19 protein-coding genes are annotated in these 20,320 nt (G+C 49.5%); 9 read left to right on the top strand and 10 right to left on the bottom strand.

Annotated features, from left to right (window positions below):
- Positions 1-2: 2 nt before the first annotated feature.
- Positions 3-923, bottom strand: a complete 921-nt coding sequence (locus tag TREAZ_RS03185) for a carbohydrate ABC transporter permease (protein WP_015710365.1) — start codon at positions 921-923, stop codon at positions 3-5.
- Between the two features lie 308 nt (positions 924-1,231).
- Here TREAZ_RS03185 and TREAZ_RS03180 point away from each other — a divergent pair, with 308 nt between their 5' ends.
- The 4 genes from TREAZ_RS03180 to TREAZ_RS03165 are packed head-to-tail and all read left to right on the top strand — an operon-like array spanning position 1,232 to position 5,495.
- Positions 1,232-2,293: a LacI family DNA-binding transcriptional regulator gene (locus TREAZ_RS03180; protein WP_015710364.1), complete on the top strand. Its 1,062-nt coding sequence runs from the start codon at positions 1,232-1,234 to the stop codon at positions 2,291-2,293.
- A gap of 1 nt (position 2,294) precedes the next feature.
- Positions 2,295-3,509 (top strand): uroporphyrinogen decarboxylase family protein, encoded by a 1,215-nt coding sequence (locus TREAZ_RS03175; RefSeq protein ID WP_015710363.1) that lies wholly within the window; start codon positions 2,295-2,297, stop codon positions 3,507-3,509.
- Between the two features lie 16 nt (positions 3,510-3,525).
- Entirely contained in the window at positions 3,526-4,350 is an 825-nt protein-coding gene (locus tag TREAZ_RS17245; RefSeq protein WP_015710362.1) for a sugar phosphate isomerase/epimerase family protein, read from the top strand.
- Positions 4,347-5,495 carry a Gfo/Idh/MocA family protein gene (locus tag TREAZ_RS03165; protein WP_015710361.1) on the top strand — a complete coding sequence of 383 codons (1,149 nt, stop codon included), beginning with the start codon at positions 4,347-4,349 and terminating at the stop codon, positions 5,493-5,495. The genes TREAZ_RS17245 and TREAZ_RS03165 overlap by 4 nt, the downstream gene beginning before the upstream one ends.
- On the opposite strand, the gene TREAZ_RS03160 is transcribed toward TREAZ_RS03165, so the two are convergent.
- A complete protein-coding gene (locus TREAZ_RS03160) occupies positions 5,485-6,735 on the bottom strand; it encodes a sensor histidine kinase (protein ID WP_083820231.1) in 1,251 nt (416 codons plus the stop codon). The two genes, TREAZ_RS03165 and TREAZ_RS03160, sit on opposite strands and share 11 nt — an antisense overlap.
- Before the next feature lie 38 nt (positions 6,736-6,773).
- Between TREAZ_RS03160 and TREAZ_RS03155 the strand changes: the two genes are divergently transcribed.
- From TREAZ_RS03155 to TREAZ_RS03140, 4 genes are all read left to right on the top strand, one after another.
- Complete coding sequence (locus tag TREAZ_RS03155; protein WP_015710359.1) at positions 6,774-7,403, top strand: hypothetical protein; 630 nt, start codon at positions 6,774-6,776, stop codon at positions 7,401-7,403.
- The gene (locus TREAZ_RS03150) at positions 7,396-8,022 is read left to right on the top strand and encodes a response regulator transcription factor (RefSeq protein ID WP_015710358.1); all 627 of its coding nucleotides are present in this window, start codon (positions 7,396-7,398) and stop codon (positions 8,020-8,022) included. The genes TREAZ_RS03155 and TREAZ_RS03150 overlap by 8 nt, the downstream gene beginning before the upstream one ends.
- A gap of 127 nt (positions 8,023-8,149) precedes the next feature.
- Positions 8,150-8,515, top strand: coding sequence for a hypothetical protein (locus tag TREAZ_RS03145; protein WP_015710356.1), 366 nt, complete (start codon positions 8,150-8,152; stop codon positions 8,513-8,515).
- A 453-nt stretch (positions 8,516-8,968) separates the two neighbouring features.
- Positions 8,969-10,921: an Ig-like domain-containing protein gene (locus TREAZ_RS03140; RefSeq protein WP_015710354.1), complete on the top strand. Its 1,953-nt coding sequence runs from the start codon at positions 8,969-8,971 to the stop codon at positions 10,919-10,921.
- 249 nt (positions 10,922-11,170) lie between these two features.
- On the opposite strand, the gene TREAZ_RS03135 is transcribed toward TREAZ_RS03140, so the two are convergent.
- The 8 genes from TREAZ_RS03135 to TREAZ_RS03100 form a co-directional block, all read right to left on the bottom strand.
- Positions 11,171-11,554, bottom strand: coding sequence for a PIN domain-containing protein (locus TREAZ_RS03135; protein ID WP_015710353.1), 384 nt, complete (start codon positions 11,552-11,554; stop codon positions 11,171-11,173).
- Positions 11,551-11,742, bottom strand: a complete 192-nt coding sequence (locus tag TREAZ_RS03130; RefSeq protein WP_015710352.1) for a type II toxin-antitoxin system VapB family antitoxin — start codon at positions 11,740-11,742, stop codon at positions 11,551-11,553. The genes TREAZ_RS03135 and TREAZ_RS03130 overlap by 4 nt, the downstream gene beginning before the upstream one ends.
- A gap of 243 nt (positions 11,743-11,985) precedes the next feature.
- Positions 11,986-12,627 (bottom strand): DUF3786 domain-containing protein, encoded by a 642-nt coding sequence (locus TREAZ_RS03125; protein ID WP_015710350.1) that lies wholly within the window; start codon positions 12,625-12,627, stop codon positions 11,986-11,988.
- A complete protein-coding gene (gene acsV / locus TREAZ_RS03120; RefSeq protein ID WP_015710349.1) occupies positions 12,624-14,612 on the bottom strand; it encodes a corrinoid activation/regeneration protein AcsV in 1,989 nt (662 codons plus the stop codon). Before acsV ends, TREAZ_RS03125 begins: the two co-directional genes overlap by 4 nt.
- Complete coding sequence (locus TREAZ_RS03115) at positions 14,612-15,382, bottom strand: ATP-binding protein (RefSeq protein WP_015710348.1); 771 nt, start codon at positions 15,380-15,382, stop codon at positions 14,612-14,614. The genes acsV and TREAZ_RS03115 overlap by 1 nt, the downstream gene beginning before the upstream one ends.
- Positions 15,383-15,396: 14 nt before the next feature.
- Positions 15,397-16,887 (bottom strand): ASKHA domain-containing protein, encoded by a 1,491-nt coding sequence (locus TREAZ_RS03110; RefSeq protein WP_015710347.1) that lies wholly within the window; start codon positions 16,885-16,887, stop codon positions 15,397-15,399.
- Positions 16,888-16,947: 60 nt separating this feature from the next.
- On the bottom strand, positions 16,948-17,583 hold the full coding sequence (locus tag TREAZ_RS03105) for a corrinoid protein (protein WP_015710346.1): 636 nt from the start codon (positions 17,581-17,583) through the stop codon (positions 16,948-16,950).
- 143 nt (positions 17,584-17,726) lie between these two features.
- Entirely contained in the window at positions 17,727-18,248 is a 522-nt protein-coding gene (locus tag TREAZ_RS03100; RefSeq protein ID WP_052297627.1) for a DUF2284 domain-containing protein, read from the bottom strand.
- Positions 18,249-18,283: 35 nt separating this feature from the next.
- On the opposite strand from TREAZ_RS03100, the gene uvrC reads away from it, so the two are divergent.
- A complete protein-coding gene (uvrC, locus tag TREAZ_RS03095; protein ID WP_015710344.1) occupies positions 18,284-20,299 on the top strand; it encodes an excinuclease ABC subunit UvrC in 2,016 nt (671 codons plus the stop codon).
- Positions 20,300-20,320: the final 21 nt, after the last annotated feature.

Genomic DNA, 20,320 nt, shown 5'->3' with positions numbered 1-20,320 from the left:
TCCTACACGGACTTTTTTTCGCCGCGAAGGGAATTGATAATACTGTAAGCCGCAGGAATAGCGACAATACAGAGCATGATAACGCTAAGCGCAGCAGCATAGCCATAACGGAACCCTGAATAGGCGGCGTTATATACAGTAACAGAAAGGAGCTCGGTAGAATTGAGAGGGCCCCCATGGGTAACCAGATAGCTTAGGTTAAAACTATTAAACTGCCAAATAGACTGCATTAACACCGTAGTTTGAATAACCGGTATCAACATGGGGAAAGTGATCTTCCAAAAGACTTGCAATTTTGACGCCCCATCTACCCGAGCCGCTTCATACATTTCCAGAGGAACCGTCTGAATAGCTGCCAAAAACATTACCATGCAAAAGGGAAACATAGACCAAATATTAATCACAATGAGAAAAATCATGGGAATCGATATGAGCCCCAGGTACATGTTGGTATCACCAAGAAAATTGATTGGCTTTGAGATCAAGCCTATCCGCATGAGCAACCCGGAAACAGGGCTGAAATCCCTGCTAAAGATCTGCCGCCATACCATACTCACTACGATAGGCGGGGTTACCCATGGTGCCAAAAAGAGAGTCCGAAACAACGCACGGCCACGAAAGGATTTATTGAGTTGCTGAGCAACGAAAAGCGCAAAAAAGCCGCCAAAGAAAACAGACAACACTGCCCAAAGGAAAGTATTGAACAATACCCGTAATACCACCGGATTTTTGAGAGCTTCGGTAAAATTCCCAAACCCGATAAAAGGACGGGCTACACGCGTCAGATTGATATCAAAGAAAGCCATAAAAACTGAACGCACACTGGGATAGATATGAACAGCCAAAATACAGACAAGCGCAGGAATAACCATCAGAAAAGGCGCAAAGTGATCAAAGAAATTTAATCCACCTTTTTTGATCATGCTCCCCCCTTCATGTATAACCCGAAACATGTAATCGGTTTCATAAATTATTATACACCTGCTTTATATTTCCTGTCAACAAATAAATTCATTTTTTTATCATTAAATCTACAAAATTGTAAATTTTGTAATTCATTATATTATAAAGAGTTAATTACTTTAGTTGGTGAATACCAGGGAATAAAGCGGAAAAATAAAGAACCCTATTATGGTATCGGTAACATAAAATCCGCATTCTGCTATTGCTTTTCATCCTTAGGCATGTATATAATAATGCAGAGTTGAAAAATTGAAAGTGGGAGTAATAAATGCCGAATGTCCGAATCAAGGATGTGGCAAAGCATGCTGGGGTCTCTGAAGCAACCATAACCCGTGTAGTAAACAATAAGGGCTATGTAGCTGAAAAAACCCGGAAAAAGGTTTTAAAATCCATTGAAATTCTTGAATATATTCCCAACCGGATGGCAAGTGCCTTAAAAAGCAGACGCACCGGCATTATAGGAAATGTACTCCCCCTGTCTCTTGATAATCCATTTTTCTCGAAAATAGCCGTTTCCCTAAAAAACGCTGCCTTAAAGTACGATTATCAGATACTTCCCATGTATCATGAACAAGATAAAAAACTGGAAGACAGGCTGCTTCAGGAAGCTATCAGCCGCATGGCCGAGGGAATCATCTTTACGGCTGATATACAATCCAGCCCAAAAGCGATAAGCGAAGTCCTTAACAAACAAATACCTGTTATTATGATCGAGCGCCCCCTGAAAATGAATGGGGTAGACAAGGTACTTTTAGATGATTTTTCCGGCTCCATCGCAGCTACCGAAAAATTTCTGGAATTTGGGCATAAGGCTATTGGCTTTATTGGAAAAGAACTCAGATCTAATTCCGTGGAAATTAATCGGTTTAGCGGATACAAACATGCCCTTGAAAAAAATGGTGTTTTAGTTGATGAAAAACTTACTGTTTTAGTTAATAATTATACTGTCGAAAACGGCTACGATGCTATGAAGCAAATAATAAGAAGAAGCGGCAGGAAAAAGCCCACAGCCTGCTTAATCGCATCCGATACCTTGGTATGCGGCGCATTGCAGTATCTTTATGATGCGAGGCTCCGGGTTCCTGAAGATATTTCGATTATCGGATACGATAATACTCTTTCAACCCTTTGTAGCCCTCCCATAACTTCTGTAGCTCTGCCCTATGACGAGATCGGTTCGGTTGCCATATCTCTTTTCCTGGAAAGGCGGGAGCAGAACCGCAACTTTGACAAAACCATTCAGCTTAGCCCCTATCTTCTGGATCGGGGCTCGGTATTGGATCTGAGAAAATCAAAGGGGCGAAGCTCCAATAAAGTTTCAAGGGGATAATATGATAAATTCCGGTTTTATGGCCCCTACGTTTCTGGATCTCCTGGTCCTTACTGGCCGCTGCATAGACAGCGAGGGCATTTACATCTGCGGCGAAAGAGCAAGCGAAAAAGCGCGGCAAGAACACAGTGAACACACAGCTTGGGCATCGAGGGGGGAAAAGACCCCGTTCCTGCCATTTAGCGCGGATCTCAGGTGGTGGTTTGCTGAGCATTACCATGCAGGCACCCTGGATGAGGCAACCAAAGGCATAGACCTGGATTGTCTTGGCCTGCCCAAACGTCCTGCCCCCCAGGAAGGAATTTATCGTGTCAATTTTGATCCTGACAGCGGCATTGAATTCAGGGATCATTGGGAAGGGGAAAAGGTTGTCTATAAAAACGGGGGCTATCCCGGCAGGCTTCATACACTGGAGATCATTACTCCCCGGGGGACTCTGCGGGCAAAGGAGCAGTATGTTTCCTACACCTTTGGCATCAGGGAGTACCCGGTAAAAGAGGCAGAGGACCTGGATATTCTTGCATATATATTTGAGAATGCCGAAGTTGAAGCCCTGCCGGGTTATAAAGATCGCGAAATCGGCTGGATTCAAGCTCCCAAAACACCGGTCCAGGCATTGATAGTGGAACTGGCAGGTGTAGAAAATCTGTCATTCCTTATGGCTGATTATCCCGAGAAAGTAGAAAACGTAATGGACAAAATCTATTCCCTGGATACCCAAATCTATCAACTTATTGCGGATTCGCGTTCGCCCGGAGCGGGGACCTGCGAAAACCTTTCCGCTGAAAATTCAGGCGGCTACTGGGACGCCTTTCTTAAACCCCAGCTTAAAGGGCTTGCGGATATACTGCACCAAAAGGGCAAGAAGCTTAATATCCACCATGACGGGACATTAAAGCCCCTTTTTGGGAAGCTTAAGGACGCAGGCGTAGACATTGTAAACGGCGTAACCTGCGCTCCTGTAGGGGATATATTGCCTGAAGAACTGCGCGATATAGCCGGAAATGATATCGTAATTGAGGGGATAATCCCCCAGTCGATATTCACGCCCTGGTTCAGCGAAGAGCAGTTTGAAACTTATATACGTAAAGTGATACACTGTTTCAGGGACGATTACAAGATAATCCTCGGGATAGGCGACATGTTGCCCCTGGACGGAAAAATTGAGCGGGTAGAGAAAACAGTAAAACTTGCAAAAGAATTAAGCGCACGGTAGATTTAAGGAGGGTTTTATGCCAGCAAAATTAGCATACGCACAGTGGCCCTGGGGGGTTGAAACGAAGGAGCAATTCGTTGCTTCCTGCAAGGAACTGTCGTCCCTGGGGTACAAGTATTTTGAAAGCGTTAAAAATTTTATCAATACCTTTCAAAATGATCGTCAGGGCTTTAAGTCGATTATCGATGAATACGATTTGCGGCCCATCAGCTTCTATTTCCATTTTTCCGGAGACAATGCCGAGGATCTTAAGGAATTAAAATCAAAGATTGATTTTGTGTCTTATTTCGGCATCAAAACGATCTGCGTTCAGGGTGTTTATAAGGCCGGAAAAACAGAAAAGTCCGATGACGCGACCCTCAAGTCCGTCTTGAGCCTGGTCAACGAGTACGGCAGGATCTGCAAGGATCACGGCATACTCCCCAGCGTGCACCCCCATGCCAATACGGCGATCATGTTTGAAGACGAAGTCGATTTCATCATGCAGAACACCGATCCGGCTCTGGTTGGGTTTGCCCCTGATACCGCTCACCTCAAAGTGGGAAAATGCGATCCTGTGGCCATTTGCGAAAGGTACAAGGATCGTATTTCCTTTACCCATATCAAAGATGTAAAAGGGACATTGACCTCCACGGGTATGCAGGAAGGGGTGGAAGTCTACTCGGACTTCCTTGAGCTTGGTACGGGTGATGTGGATCTGGACGGGGTGTTCAAGGTATTGAAAAGCGTCAATTACGGCGGATACCTCTGCGTGGAGCTGGATAAAGCTCCGGCAAGCAATATCGAGAGTGCCCGCAAAAACCTTGACTACATGAAAAAGCATTGGGGCGCGGATATATGAAAAAACTTAAAACCGCAATTATCGGTATGGGCTATATCGGCGTAAGCCATATCGATGCTGTCCGCCGCATTGCCGAATGCGAACTCTACGCGGTGGCTGATGCCAACAGGGAGCTTGCCCAAAAAAAGGCCAAGCTCTACGGCGTGCCCCGCTGTTACGATTCTATCGAGACCCTCCTCGCTGATCCCGATATTGAGGTGGTGCATAACTGTACGCCCAACAACCTGCATACGGCGGTGAACAAGGCAATTATCAGTTCAGGCAAACACCTTTTATCCGAGAAGCCCCTGGCTCTCAATTACAATGAGGCCAAAGATCTGCTTGAACACAGCCAAAAAAATCCCGCTTCCCTCGCTGCGGTTAATTTCAATTACCGCATGAATCCCATGGTGCAGGAAATGCGCCGACGCATCGCGAAAGGCGATACAGGCGATGTGCTCGCCGTTTCAGGATGTTATCTGCAGGACTGGCTTCTCTACGATACCGATTACAGCTGGCGCCTGGAACCCGAAATCGCGGGACCTTCCTGCTGCATCGCGGACATCGGTTCCCACTGGATGGACCTGGTACAGCATGTAACCGGCTTGACCATAACAGAAGTAATGGCCGATCTCCGCACAGTGTTTCCAAAACGTAAAAAGCCCCTTACCCAGTCGGAAACTTTTTCAACAAACAGGGAAAAGGCCTACGAGCTGGTGGATGTGCGCAACGAAGATTACGGCTCTGTTCTTTTCCATCTTTCCAACGGGGCCGCCGGAGTCTTTACTGTGTCCGAAGTCAGCGCGGGCCATGGCTGTTATTTTCAAGTTGAAATCAACGGCGCCAAAAACTCGCTGATGTGGAATCAGGAACAGAACGACCGCCTCTGGATAGGCAGGAGAAATGCCGAAAACAGCCTGCTTATCCGTGACCCTGCCTGCTTGTCGCCTGAAGCGCTGGAACATACCAGCCTTGCCAAGGGACACCCCGAAGGCTGGAACGACGCCTTTACCGGCAACATACGCAGTTTCTACCGGCACATAGCCGGCGGTAAAAAAGGCAAAGGGGACTTTGCAACCCTGGAAGAAGCCGCCCGCATTGTTAAGCTTACCGAGGCCTGTGTAGAAAGCCATCGCCGCCGCGGCTGGGTTTCGATTAGGGAATAGAACCGCTCAGGGGGATTTCAATCCTGACCATAGCGCCTTCGCCGGGGGCGGTTATAAAAGACAGGCTGCCGCCGAGAATGGCGATACGCTCGTACATACCCCGGATACCCAAGCCCGATTCAGATCCCAGGGGGGAAGGAGCTTTTTCAAAACCCCGGCCATCGTCGGACACATAGATAAGCAGCGTTGGTTTATCATCATGTCCGGCAAGAAAGGCGTTTCGCAGAACAAGCACCGCTTCACTGGCATGAGCGTGTTTCCCAATATTGGTAAGGGACTCTTGAACAAGCCTGAAACATTGAAGCTGCATTTCTTCGGTAAGGGGCTGAATGATAAGGTCTTCCTGAACGCTCACCCGGCATTCAATTCCTGTTTGTTTGTTAAACTCGGTAACCAAACGGCGCAGAACATCCGGCAGACCCAGCTGATGCAAGTCAGGCGGCAGAAGGCCGTAGCAGAGATCTTTAAGCCGGGCAATGATATTTTTCTGGTCCGCGATTATTTCCCGGCATATTTTTTGAGTATCCTCAGCATCGGATTTTCGGCTAATACCGGCAAGCCTCAGTCCCTGGTACCGCAGATCCTGGACAATGGTATCATGCAGTTCCCGCGAAATACGGGATCGTTCCCGTTCCTGGGCAAGGACTATCTCGCGGGAAAAAGCAGCGGACTGCCGTTCCTTCTCCCGGGAATGCCACAAAACCCGTGACATACGCCAGAGCACGAATACCATTATCATAATAAAAGCGCTAAAGCCGATAAGGTGATAAAAATAACCAAGCTGTATTCGGTTAAGCAATTCTTCATCGTAGCGCTGCCATGCGACAATCGCCCCGCGCACAGCCAGCGCCTGTTCCCGTGCGTTGCCGGACTGTCCCAAACGAACAGCGGCGGCAAGGGATTCACAGAGGTCCAGTATGTTATTCACAATAGATTCATGGGAAAAGGATGTCATAAAGTAGGCCTGATACCGGGCTTCCCCCGCAAAGTGGTTCAGCACGGCGCCAAAATCATCAAGAGTTGCGAGAACTGCATCGGAAGCTTCGGCTGAACCGTCCGTATTGTACCATACGGCAAGTTCTGCTTCCGCATCGATCCATTTTTCCAAAATAGCGTAAGCCGTTACCGGATCATCTATCACTGCCTCCTCCGCAGGGGAGAGCGCCCAAAGCCATGAGGGAATAAGCAGCATCAACATCACCAGTGCCTTATGTCTGTTGACTTGAGGATATAAAATCATGTTACCATGATATATAGTTTTTACTACAGAAGGAATATATGGCAGGAACGTCCAAATATTGGCTAAAAAACCTGTTCCTCTGTGTTCTTTTGAGCGGAGGAAATTGCCTGCTCAATATTCTGGTAAACAGGATCCTTGGTCTGCCCCTCTTCCTCGACACCCTTTTTACGCTGACCGTTACTTTTCTCTCAGGCCCGGTCTTTGGAATCATAAGCGCCATCCTGACCTCTGCAGTGGGTACGTTTCTGCTGCCTCCGTATATGCCGATATACAGCCTGTATGTCCTGTGCAGCATTACAGGGGTTGCGCTGACCGAGGTTTTTTGCCGCAGCTACAAGCTCAGGCTTACTGCGACACAGAGCGCCCCGGCAGATGCAGATTCCGGATTCGGTACGTTTACCGCATTGCTATTGCTCTCGGTCGTACTGTGCCTGCAAATGAGCATCATGGGCGGATGTATCGCCGCGCTTATTCCTGCACTGGTTCCAATACCCGGGTATACCGTTTCGCCCGAAAACTATTTTAAACTTGGACTTTTGATAAATAATATGCCTGTTCTTGCTGCGGAGATAATATCCCGGCTTCCCATAAATATTTTTGACCGCCTTTTGTCTGTATTTGGCGGATACGGCCTTGCCCTGCTTATACGGAAATTGAAATATGAATAAAGCAGAAAAGCCTACGCTGGTTTTAATTGACGATCACCGGATGATCCGCAAGGGCTTTGGGATCTATCTTACCGAGACAAACCGTTTTGCCCTGCTGGGAGAAGCCGGGTCTCTTAAAGACGCTTACGCCCTGTTTGAAAAGCTTCCCGGCCCGCCCCATCTTGTTCTTCTGGATATAGAATTGGGTGAAGAGAACGGCCTTGAACTTATCCCCTGGCTCGAAAAAAAATATACCAGCGAAAACAAACCTGTTCCGGCGGTACTGGTGTACTCAGTCTTTGAGGATCCCTATCGGGTGCAGTCCAGTCTGCGCATGGGCGCCCGAGGCTATATCTCAAAATCAGCGGACGAAGGCGAAATTGAGGCGGCCCTGGATGCGGTGATAGCAGGAAAGTCCTACATTGATAAACACCTTGCAAAAAAAATGACGAGCCTTCCCGATTTCTATTCCCGGCTTACCCGGCGGGAACGGGAAATTCTTGCCCTGGTGCAGAAAAATTACAGCAACAGCCGCATCGCCCGGGAGCTTAAGGTAGAACAGCGTACCATAGAAAACTACCTGAGCCGCATTTACGACAAAACCGGCACGACCACCCGGGGCGATCTGGTCAAATTATAGAAAAAATCGTTCTATTTTTCCAAAAAAACGCAAAACTGTGAGTTTTCTCTCAATACAGACCTTTATTTTACCCTTTATACTAAGACCAATATTGTCGGCGGACATTAAACGCAAAAGGAGTTTTTCCATGAAGAAAAACAAATTATTTCTTTTGGGGATGTTGGGAATGGTTCTGACATTCGGGCTGATGTTTGTTGGCTGTGACAATGATTCAACCAGCGGCGGTGGCGGACATCAAATAACAATCAAAAATGAGAATGCTGCCTCCATAACTCATGTTAAAATCAGTCTGTACGAAGGAGGTACTGTTCGTTTTGATCAAGATGTTACCATAGCCCAAGATAATGAAAAAACTTTTTCATTTGGCAATGATGACTGGGTTTTTGTTGTTGAGATAACCGTTAACGGAAGCACTAAAACAAATTCTTATGTAAATCTTGGCGGTGATGGTGTCGTAACTGTCATTTTAAGAAGCACCGGAAGTTTTGACTGAATAGAATAATAATTTAAAAAAACAATAAATGCTCTGTCATTATGGCAGAGCATTTTGATTTAAAATTTCTTTCCGTATCGTTCGCGATTAAATTCCTGTCTGTATCCCTGGAAGAGATTTATTACTTTGTGTACTTATTATGGCTTTTCTCTGGGGTGCCCATGACTTTTCTTGACCGCGTCCAGTAAACAAGGGGAAAGTCCCCACTTCGCAGGGCGCCAAATTTCCAAAATTCCGGCTCTGATCCGGAGAAAGCCTCCACTTTTAAAAAAAAATCATAAAACTGTGAGTTTTCTCTCACTACAAGCCTTTATTTCCCCCCTTATACTAAGACAACTATTGTCGGCGGACATTAAACGCAAAAGGAGAATCCTATGCAAAAAGCTCTTGACAAGGTAAGGGGTAATACCGTACCCCCCCCCGAGGTTTAGCCACTTCCTAACTCTTTTCCCCTTGCTTCTTATCCTGGCCGCCTTTCTTGTCGGCTGCGGTGATGCGGAAGGCGGCCCAGGCGGCGGTTCCACACCCACGGTTTTAAGCGTTACCGTTACCCCCAATCCGGTAAACGTAGGGCAGGGCAGAACCCAGCAGTTTAGCGCCGCCGTTACCGGAACCAACAGTCCCGCCCAAACCGTAACCTGGACAGTAACAGGCGGCGGAACGGGTACCAGTATTAGTGATGGCGGCCTGCTTACCGTGGTTGTGAGTGAGGCCGTTTCAACAACTCTTACGGTGACAGCTACTTCTACCGTGGACACCACAAAGTCGGGAACCGCTACGGTTACCGTAACGGCACCGCCCACAGTTTCCAGTGTTACCGTTACCCCCAATCCGGCGAGCGTGGGACAAGGCGGAACCCAGCAGTTTAGCGCCGCTGTTGCGGGAACCAACAGCCCTGCCCAAACTGTAACCTGGACAGTAACAGGCGGCGGAACGGGTACCAGTATTAATAATAGCGGCCTCCTCACGGTAGCTGGAGGTCAAGGCACCGGAACCTTAACGGTGACAGCTACTTCTACCGTGGACACCACAAAGTCGGGAAGCGCTGTTGTTACCGTAACGGTGCCGCCCACAGTTTCCAGCGTTACCGTTACCCCCAATACAATAAACGTGGAACAGGGCGGAACCCAGCAATTTAGCGCCGCTGTAAACGGAACCAACAGTCCCGCCCAAACCGTAACCTGGACAGTAGCAGGCGGTATAACGGGTACCAGTATTAGCAGCAACGGACTTCTCACGGTAGCTGCGGGCCAAAGCACAGGAACCTTAACGGTGACAGCAACATCCACCGTGAATACAACAAAGTCGGGAAGCGCTGTGGTTACCGTAACGCTGCCGGTGGTGACAAACGCCGAACTCTACATAGGAGAGGCTACAACTGCAGTGGCGGACATCTCCACCCTGACAGAAGCGTTGACCTATATTAAGTCGAATGCTGTGAACGATACTGTTTATACCATCAAACTGACCGCTGACGCAGTCTTGGCCCCCACAACCCTGAACGCTGCTGCCGTGAACAACAAGACAGAGGTCATCATCAAACTGGAAGGTTCAGGAGCCGAGCGGAAAATAAGCCTTTCGGGAAACGGGGCACTCTTTACCATCAACTTTTCCAATCGTTACTCCTTCCCCTATGATCCTGCAGTGGGCCCCTACAACTACAAGCCAAACCTGAGCCTGGGTAATAATATTACCCTGCTGGGCAAGAATAATAATAACAGCGCATTGGTAGTGGTACAAAATTATGGCGTACTCCAGATGGAAAGCGGGGCAAAAATCAGCGGAAACCACAATAAATCAACAGGATCGTATGCAGATGCGGAAGGCGGCGGTGTCATGGTGGAATATTCTGCTACCTTTACCATGAACGGCGGTGAAATATCCGATAATTTTGCTGAGACTGGCGGAAACAATGGCTCTGCCTATGGCGGCGGTGTATTTAACTACAGGGGAAGGTTTCTTATGAACGGCGGGATAATCCGCAACAATAGGGCAAAAGTAGCCGGATCGGTTTCCCAGGCAGAGGCAGAGGGCGCCGGGGTCTGCAATGATGGGACCTTCCTCATAGGCGGTACTGCGATCATTGAACCGGGAACCGGTACAGACACAGCCCAGAACCAGACCCGCAACACCATATTTCTTAAATTAAATGGCGATATCCAGGTAAAAGCAAACTTTACCGGTTCCGCAGTTGTTGACCTGACGGCTGAACAATCCACTCTTGCCGCAAGCCCCTATGTCACCAGCTCTAGGGCTGTATTGGAGGGAGACCTGACAACAGCCCTTGTGAACAAATTCACCCTGGGGAACTTTCAATATTCCAATAATCCTTACACCAGCGTTCCCATAACGGGCTACCATATTGAGAACTCAGGCACGAATATCGGTAAACTGGCTGCAAATTAACAGTACCTGGCACTAATTTTACGCCGCTCCATACGGGGGCGGCTAATTTTCTTCCTCCGGGAGGGACGAGAGAAAATTTAATGGGCTATAACGTCCTGATTGTGGAGGCCGAGGAGCGCAGCCCGGTCTTCCGCAAGGAAGAAAAGCGTATACAATTTTGTTAGATGCTGTTAAAACCCACAACGGCAAAGTCCGCCATGGACCTCCCCCGCGCAAGCGGGTTCCTGGCGTACTTTCATTTTAGTCAATTTATTTATACATTTTTAAAGGTAAATATTCTGCCATTTCGTTAAAATGTTTATCCCGTGCAACTAATGATAGATTATTTTGCAAACAATTTTGTGCAATTATTAAATCCGTTATCCCTATGTCATTGTATCCATGTTTATAATTCATAACTTGAATGTTCTGTAATTCTTTCCAGTTAATTTCTACTTCGTATTTTACTACACTGTTAAGTAATGCTATTAAATGGTTTTCCTTTCTATGAATCATTGACGGTAATAACTCTGTTAAGATTAGATCATTGGTACATATTGAATTATTGTCTATAAGATCGTCAATAAAGGCGTAATCTTCATAGGTCTTGAAATATTCTATCCATGCCGATGAATCCACTAGTATAGTATTCATCTTTTCCTCATTTTTTCAATGTCAATTCCAAGATCGATTTTTCCAGCATAATCCTTAATTCCCTTAATTTTTTCTGCACGGATTAAATTTTCCAATGCCGTTATAACGACTTCTTTTTTTGTGGAAATATTAGTTATTTCCATGGCCTCTGATACTAATGTTTCAGGTAAATCTAAGGTAGTTCTCATAAATGTCCTCCTATGCACATATTATCGGTAAAAAGTATGCTTTGTCAAGTGTTTTTAGGCATATTTTTGATATTTCTTTGAGGGCCGCACGGATACGGCCCTGCCTCTTATTAAATTTCTGGTTTTAATGGCATCTAACAAGGAATAAAAGAAACTATTATGAATTATGGAGATTATTTCTTTTGTACAAGAAACTATTGGCGCCGGATACTAAACCCGCACAGGAATTAAGCATACGATAGATTATTGGCAATGCTTTGCCGTCATCTCCTTTAGCCTGTCTATCACCACCCCGCCAACCACCGCTATATCCTCGACGGTGAAGGCGGACGCGAAATTGTCGTCAAAGAGCATTTGGGCCGAAGGAGGAAATTCATCATCCGCCGCCCAGATGAGGGCGCTCATGTAAAGACCGCTGCAAAATTCAAAGCGGTAACCCGCATCGCCTTTGTTGAGTTTTTCAGCGCCCATGTCTGCAAGGGCTTTTTTGAGGCCCTCAATATCACTGCTAAAGGCATGAGCAAAACGTTTAAGGCAACGGCCTTCAAAATTTTTAAAGTATACTTCCCCCCAGGGTATTTCACGATAGGAAAGCTGTTTTCCTGTTGAAACCGCATACTTCCCTTCGCAAAGGTAACGCAGGAAAAGTATATTCTCGTAACCCCGTTGGACTATGTTTCCCTGTAAATCCTCAAGTGAAAAATCGGGGAAGGCTGCTTTGTATTCGGTTCCCATGATGCGCATATTAAATGCATTACTGTCAAATTGAAGATTGCAGCGGCGGGAAATTTCCAAAGGATCAAGGGCCTTGTAAATCTGCAAAAAATGATCGAGGGAACGCTGCTCGTGGGTAAGGGTCTCGCCCGGTTCGACTGGTTCAATCATGGAAACAAATCTCCGTTGGTATGGGGAAGAAAGCAGGCCGCAATAAATTCGTCCATGTACGAGGGGTGAGCCGAAAGCTCAAGGTAGGTCATACCCCGGGCAATTTCGTCAACTTTTTCTGCGGCCTTTTGGGATTGTACCATGGCCCAGGCGCCTGAAAGAGAGGTGTTGCCTATATAATGATAACGCTCAAGGGGAATGGAGGGGAGCATGCCGATACGCACGGCCCGTTCCACGTTGATACCCGAACCTATGCCTCCTGCTATGTACACTTCGTCTATGGCGTCCATATTCAGATCCAGCATGGCAATCATGGTGCGTATGGCCGAGAAGATGGCGCCCTTTGCACGTATAAAATTGTCTATGTCCCCTTCGGTCAAAAGAAGATCATTGCCGCTCTCGGTATCTTTTCCATGCACGATTACAAAACTTGACATACCCCATTCGTCACAGCACACCCTGTCACTCTGGCGTATGAACTTGCCCTTGGGATTGATGATGCCTGCCGCGAAAAGTTCACCCACCAGATCGATGAGCCCTGAACCGCAGACTCCCGCAGCCTTGCCCCCGCCTATAATGGTCAGACTTGGGGTCATGGTACTGCCATCAATGCGGCAGGCCTCTATGGCGCCGTCGGTAGCTCTCATGCCGCAGCTTATATCGCCGCCTTCAAAGGCAGGCCCGGCTGAACAGGCGCAGGTCATGAGGAATTCGCCATTGCCAAAAACCAGTTCGCCATTGGTGCCAAGATCAATAAAGAGGGAACATTTTTCCTTCATAAACAGCATGGAAGCGAAAACTCCGGCGCTTATATCACCGCCCACGTAACTTCCAACCGAAGGCGCCAACAGTAATTCTGCGTTTGGATGAGCCGGGAGGCCCAGGTCAACAGCGCGGAATTTCCCGCTATGGAAAAAAGCCGGCACATAGGGTTCCAGCCTTAAAAATTCGGGGCTTACCCCGGCAAAAAGATGGGTCATGGTAGTATTGGCTGCCAAAGCAACACGGTAGATTTGTGAAGTTTCGATCCCTGCTTTTGACGCAAGTTCCCGGATAAGAGGCAGCATACAGTCGTCAAGAACAGCCCGGCGCAGCCGTTCAAGGCCGCCGCTGCGGGTGCTTTCGATGATTCGGCTTATTACATCAGCGCCGTAACGTATCTGGCCGTTGCCTTCCGAACCCATGGCGAGCAGTTCTCCGCTTAACAGATCGGTTAGCACCATTGCTACCGTGGTAGTGCCTATATCAATAGCCAGGGCGGGAAGGATGGGTTCTCCGGCTGTATTTTTGGGACCTGAATTTGGAGTATAAATATCCAGAATAGAAATCTCAGGACTGGCCTTTTCCCCTTCCCTTCTGATAACGCAAGTACAGGAAAAATCGCCTTCCCTGAGCACAGCGGGAAGTTTTCTGAGAGCAAAAAGGCTGATATTCACGCCGGATTCATCAAGGCCGAATTTTTCCGCCAGTCCGTGAAGCAGACGTTCCCGGTCTGCCATGGGGTCGTCTATTTCGGGGGTTTTTAAGTGCAATACTGCCAATTCAAGTCCGCTGTTACCGGTATAACCCAAATTATCGAGTTCGGCTTTAAGCGCATCAAATATGCCCCGTTCACGGGAATCGCCAAAGTCCGCAATTTTCATGCGGCTTTTGAAAGCTCCGGCTGAGCCGGGAACCAATACGGTGAGATCCCCCAAAACTTTGGTCTGGCAGGCAAGACGCCAACCTTCTTCATAACTTTCAGGAGAAATGTGACGGGATTTTTCGGACTCAGCCCTGCCCGAAAGTATACGTACCAGGCATTTGCCGCAGCTGCCGTTTCCCGAGCAGGGGGCGTCAATGGCTACATTGGCCTGCTTGGCTGCCTCTAAAAGCGGGATGCCTTTGGGGGCCTGAAAATGAATCTCCCCGGGGGCGCTGTCAATTTCAGCAGAACTCCCCCCGGATATTTTAAAGGTGATTGAAAAAGTCTGCGATTCGCTCATCAGATATTCAGTTTTGCGATTATTTCTCCCAAAGCCGCTTTTATGGGAGAATCTTCGGGCAGGGTGATGAGAGGCTTGCCTGCCGCATCGTACTGATACACCAAATCGTCCTGGGGCATGACCCCGATGAGCGAAAGCTTCTGGGCTTCTATCTCTTCGAGTATGCCCGGCTCAAGCTTGCCTTGCGGGGCGCGGTTCACGATGAGGTGGACGTTCTTTACCTGCATATCCAGCTCGCCTATCATCTCGGCAATGCGGCCCGCAGCCTGTATGCCCCGGCGGGAACAATCGCTCACCAATAGTATTAAATCCACGGGAGGCAAAATGCCCCTGCTTATGTGCTCAAGGCCCGCCTCGTTATCGACTATCATGTATTTGTAGTTTTTGTAATAACGCTGGATTTGATCCCGCAGCAAATCGTTTACATAACAGTAACAGCCCTTGCCCTGGGTGCGGCCCATGACGAGCATGTCAAAATCGTCCTCTTCAACAACAGCGGAATTGAAACGAAAGTCAGCGTATTCCGATTTGGACATACCTGTGGGTATAGGATTTTTTTCGGCCCATTCGCCTTTGGCGATTTCTTCGCGTATATCCCCAAGGCTGACTTCTTTTTTTATGCCCAGCACTTCGTTAAGATTGGAATTGGCATCGGCGTCCACCGCAAGTATCGGCCCTTTTCCGGCTTTTACCAGGTGATCAATAAAAAGGCCCGAAACCGTGGTCTTGCCGGTTCCACCCTTGCCGGCCAAAGCGATGCAGTATGTCATAAGTACCCCCTTCCCTACATGGGAAAAAGCATGTTCTCCGCGAATGCGTCCATAAAGGCCGGGTCGGAAGCCAGGTCTAAGGTGCTGGAAATTGCAATGATTTTTTGGCAGTAATCCATAAAGCGCGGATCAAGGAGGGCCTTAACCGCCCCCCTGAGGCTGGTATTCCCGGAGACTGTAATATGGTTTAAAAATTCGTCAGGCAGAAGCCCGGTCCTGACTGCGGTTTTTTGATCGATATAAAAGCCCAGGCCCCCTGCGACAAACACATTCTTGATTTCCGAAAGCTCAAGGCCCGCATGGTTGAAAAGTATTTTTATGGCTGAAAGTATGGCGCTCTTTGCAAGCTGATATTGCCGCACATCCCTGTTGACAAGCGCAATGCTGCCGGCAATTTGAAATTCTTCCCTATCGTCATCAGAAAAAGCGCCGGTCTCGTCGATAATTTCCCGATCCAGCATAAGCGCCATGGCGTCAATGAGGCCGCAGCCGCAAAGGCCCACAGGCGCCGCGCCGCCTATGGTGGTGAAGCTCAGCTTGCCCTCAGTCCATTCGACTTTATTGATGGCGCCCCTGATGCTCCCGGTACCGCAGGAAATTTCCGCCCCTTCAAGGGCAGGGCCCGCAGCTGCCGAGGCGCAGTAAATCTTTCCCTGGTGAAAAAGCGCCATTTCGCCATTGGTGCCGATATCAATAAAAAAAGTGGTTTCTTGTGCCTTGAGTATATCTATCTCTCCAAGGCCCGAAACAATATCGCCTCCTATGAAGGAGGAAATCGAGGGGAGGAGTATCACCTTATCCGCCGAAAGAGCAAGATCCTTTCCGGCGTAGATTTTTTCTTCCAGGAACACCGGCGTAAAAGGAACTTCCCCCATGGAAGAAGGATCGGTATTCGCAAACAGGTGGAGCATGGTCGTGTTGGCCGCCACCGTTAAAGTTTCAATTTTAGGGAGGGAGAATTTACTGATAAAGCCCGAAAGTATTTCCTGGGTTTGGCGGTTGATCACATTGAAGAGTTCGGCGGTCTTGCCCGAGCGGGCAGCGCCTATACGGCTCATCACATCAGCGCCGAAAACTTTTTGCGCGTTCAGGGCAGAATAGGTATCCAGCTCCGAACCCGTGTCCAAATCCACAAGCCGGGCGGAGACCGTGGTCGTCCCTATGTCCAGGGCCACGCCGGCGCGTTTTATGGAAACAGTTTCCGTTGTGCTTGGATTGGATGCAAGATCCTGATAAGCCCCGCCGTCGTAGGTATTGGCTTCGTGCAGGAGGGCTATGGTCAAATCGGTTTCGGGGACGGCCTGGCAGGCCAGAACCAACCCTTCCATATCGGGAACATCGCCCAGGACGCTGCCCGATATGATCCTGACCTTGCACTTGCCGCAGATATGACGGCCGCCGCAAGGGGCCGCAATGGAGAAGCCGTTCTTCCCAAAGGCGGAAAGAATGGTTTCCCCCTCCAGAGCCTCGAAAACCAAATCACTATTATAGATACAAATTTTCATGCCGGTTCCGAGGCTTAAGAGGAGGTATTACGATCTGAATCGTAAAAGGCTAAAACAATCTCAATAAAAAGAGCGGCAGACTTCTGCGGCGCTGGCAGCGTCGGGGCAATAGGCGTCCGCGCCGATTTCGTCGGCATAGCTCTGGGTAACGGGGGCGCCGCCAACCATGATCTTCACCTTGTCCCTGAGGCCGGCAGTTTTGAGGGCGTCAATGACATCTTTCTGGGCCAGCATGGTGGTGGTGAGCAGGGCCGAAAGACAGAGCACCTTTGCGCCGGAGGTCTTCACCGCTTCCACGACCTTGTCGGGGGCAATGTCCACGCCGAGGTCCACGGCTTCGATGCCGTTGCCTTCGATCATCATTTTGACCAGGTTCTTGCCGATGTCGTGGAGGTCGCCCTTCACGGTGCAGATGATGGCTTTGCCTACAGGCTGAACGCCGGCTTTTGCAAGGGCAGGCTTGAGCACTACCGAGGCATGGTTCATGGCGCGGGCAGCTACCAGGACTTCAGGAACGAACACTTCGCCATTCTTGAACTTGCCGCCAATGATGCCCATGCCGGAGATGAGGCCCTTTTCCAGGATGTCCCCTGCGGGAACCCCGTCGTCCAGGGCTTTCTGAACCGCTACGACAATGTCTTTGGCTTTTCCCTTCTGCAGCAGACCGGAAATCTCTTCAAATACTGCGTCGCTCATAAAAACTCCTTAGCTCATAAAATTTAAATCCAAATATCCTGTAATTACACTAATTTACTACAATTATATCAGGTATCTGGAAATTATGCATTGATTTATTTGCTCTAAATCGGTAATTTTTTGCCACATCGCACCAGCTTTTCCTATTCGTTGAAGAGGAGCATGGAGAAGTAGGTGACCGTGGACTCCCCGTTGTTGTACTTGACCCCTGCGGTTCGGCTGAGATCCCCCACGCTGATACCCGCGGCTTCCACCGCCGAAACCGCCTTGCCCGGAAATCGGCAGGGCTCGGGGTAGGAACATTCTTTGCAGACGGTACAGCAGCCCGCGCCATAGACAGGGTTGGTTTTGCCGAAACGCTCCATCATCTCCACGGTGAGCTTGCGGTGGGCTTCTCCGGCAACTTCCATACCTTCAAAATCGAAAGAATCCTCCAGGTCGTATTTGGTGGTGAATACCATGGCCTTGGGGAATGCCAGGATCTTTGCCTTCAGTTCTTCCAAAGTGCCGTTCCCCGGAGGGCAGCCCCAGTTCTTGTTGTAATTGCCGCAGACATTCTGCTCGCAGGCTTTATGAAGCTCAGGGGAAAAAATAAGATCCCCTGTGGAAACCACGCCCCATTCCCAGGCTTTGCCCCGGAGGGCTTCCTCAAACTGTTCCTTCATGCTCATAATTATATAAACTATTTTTGGGTAAGGCTATGAGCAGTACAGGAACGCAGGAAATTTTTGACAGTCTCAAAGCGGCAGCCAGGGCAGCTCCCCAGGAGCCGGGGGTCTATATCTGGAGGGATGAAGAAAGCCGCATTATCTACGTGGGCAAAGCCAAGTCCCTGCGAAACCGGCTGAGTTCATACTTCGCAGGGGGTAAGGATGTCAAAACCACCCACCTCATACGCCACGCAAAATCCATAGAGACCATTATCGTCTCCAGCGAGTACGAGGCCCTGCTCCTGGAAAACACCCTCATCAAGCAGCACAGCCCCAAATACAACATCAACCTCAAAGACGGCAAGACCTACCCGGTGATACGGATCACTGCCGAAGCTTACCCCCGCATATTCCGCACCCGCCACATCGTGGACGACGGCAGCCTCTACTTCGGCCCTTACTCCAACATTCAAGCTGTAGACAAACTTTTGGATCTAGTAGAAAAACTCTTCCCTCTGCGAAAATGCAGGTCTCTCAAAAAGCGAAGCAGCCCCTGCATGTACTACCACATAGACCGCTGCATGGCCCCCTGCTGCGGGAAGATCAGCGAAGAGGATTACAGGATTCAGGTCGAACGGGTGCGCAAACTCCTTGCGGGGGAAACCGAGGCCCTTACAGCCGACCTGACTGCCAGGATGAAGGACGCAGCTGCATCCCTTAAATTCGAAGAGGCTGCCAGATTGAGGAACGCTGTCAGGGCAGTGGAAGATCTGTCCGAACCCAGCTCCGTTGAGGATCACGATCCCGATGCCAGGGACTACATTGCCTGGGCAGCCGAAGGCATCTTTACCACCTTCTCGGTTTTTTCCATGAGGGAAGGCCGCATGACCGGAAGGGATCTTTTCAGCTCCCGCTCCGCCGCCGAAGAAAACGAGGCCCTGGAAACTTTTTTAATCACTTATTACAGCCCCGGCAGGACACCGCCTCCGAAAATTTTCCTCCAATCCCTTAGCCAGGAGAATGGCGAAAAGATTAAGCCTGTGGAGCTTTCTTCCTGGTTTAAAGAGCAGTTCGGCTATGAGCCTGAACTCCTCATCCCGGATGATGATGAACAGCGGTCGCGGCATCACAGCGCCGCCCTTGCCATGGCCCGCCAGAACGCCCAGGAAGAGCTGAGGCGGCGGCTCAAGGAGCGCGGCGCAGGCCCTGCCCTGGATGAACTGCGCCAGGCTCTGGGTCTGCATAGCCGGCCCGAACGCATCGAGGGTTTTGACATAGCCCAGCTGGACGGCAAACACCCCGTGGCCTCCCTCATCTCGTTTAAGAACGGCGTCCCGGATCGCAAGAACTACCGTTACTTCAAGCTCCGCACCGTGGTGGGCATAGTGGATGATTTCGCCGCCATGCGGGAAGCAGTGCACCGCCGCTACTCCCGGCTTCTCAAGGAAGGCTCTGATTCCGGCTCAACCGAGCTGCCCGACCTGGTGCTCATCGACGGCGGCATAGGCCAGGTGAACGCTGCCCGTGGCGTAATGGACGAGCTGGGCATGGAATGCGATGTGGCGGGCCTTGCAAAACGGGACGAGGAAATCTGGCTCCCCCATGCAAAAGAACCCATACGCCTCTCAAAGCGATCCGAAGCCCTCAAGGTGCTTCAATTCGTCCGCGACGAGACCCACCGTTTTGCCACAGGCTTAAACCAGAAACTCCGCTCAAAAGATCTATTCCTGCCCGCACTGGAAACAGTGGAAGGCATAGGCCCCAAACGCGCCGCCGCTATCATGAAAGTATTCGGCAGCCTCGAACGCATAGCGGCAGCCAGCCCCGAAGAAATCGCCGAAAAGTGCAGTATCCCCGAAACCCCCGCCAGGGCGGTGAGGGCTTCCGCAAAACTGGCCCTGCAAGATCAGAAGGCCGCCAAAAAACGCCTCGCACCAGGCAAGGCGCCGACATCCCGAGGCAAAGCCGGTTACGGCAAAGCGGGCAGCGTCAAAAACAGCGCAGCCTCCCTGGCGGAAGAAGCCTTCGCCGCCGAGGAAGCGCCGGAGTATGGGAAAGAGGGATAGCCGCCCTTGCATCTATCGCGT

Origin of the sequence: Leadbettera azotonutricia ZAS-9 (assembly GCF_000214355.1) — a bacterium.
Lineage (GTDB): Bacteria > Spirochaetota > Spirochaetia > Treponematales > Breznakiellaceae > Leadbettera > Leadbettera azotonutricia.
This window is presented reverse-complemented; position numbering and strand designations above follow the sequence as displayed.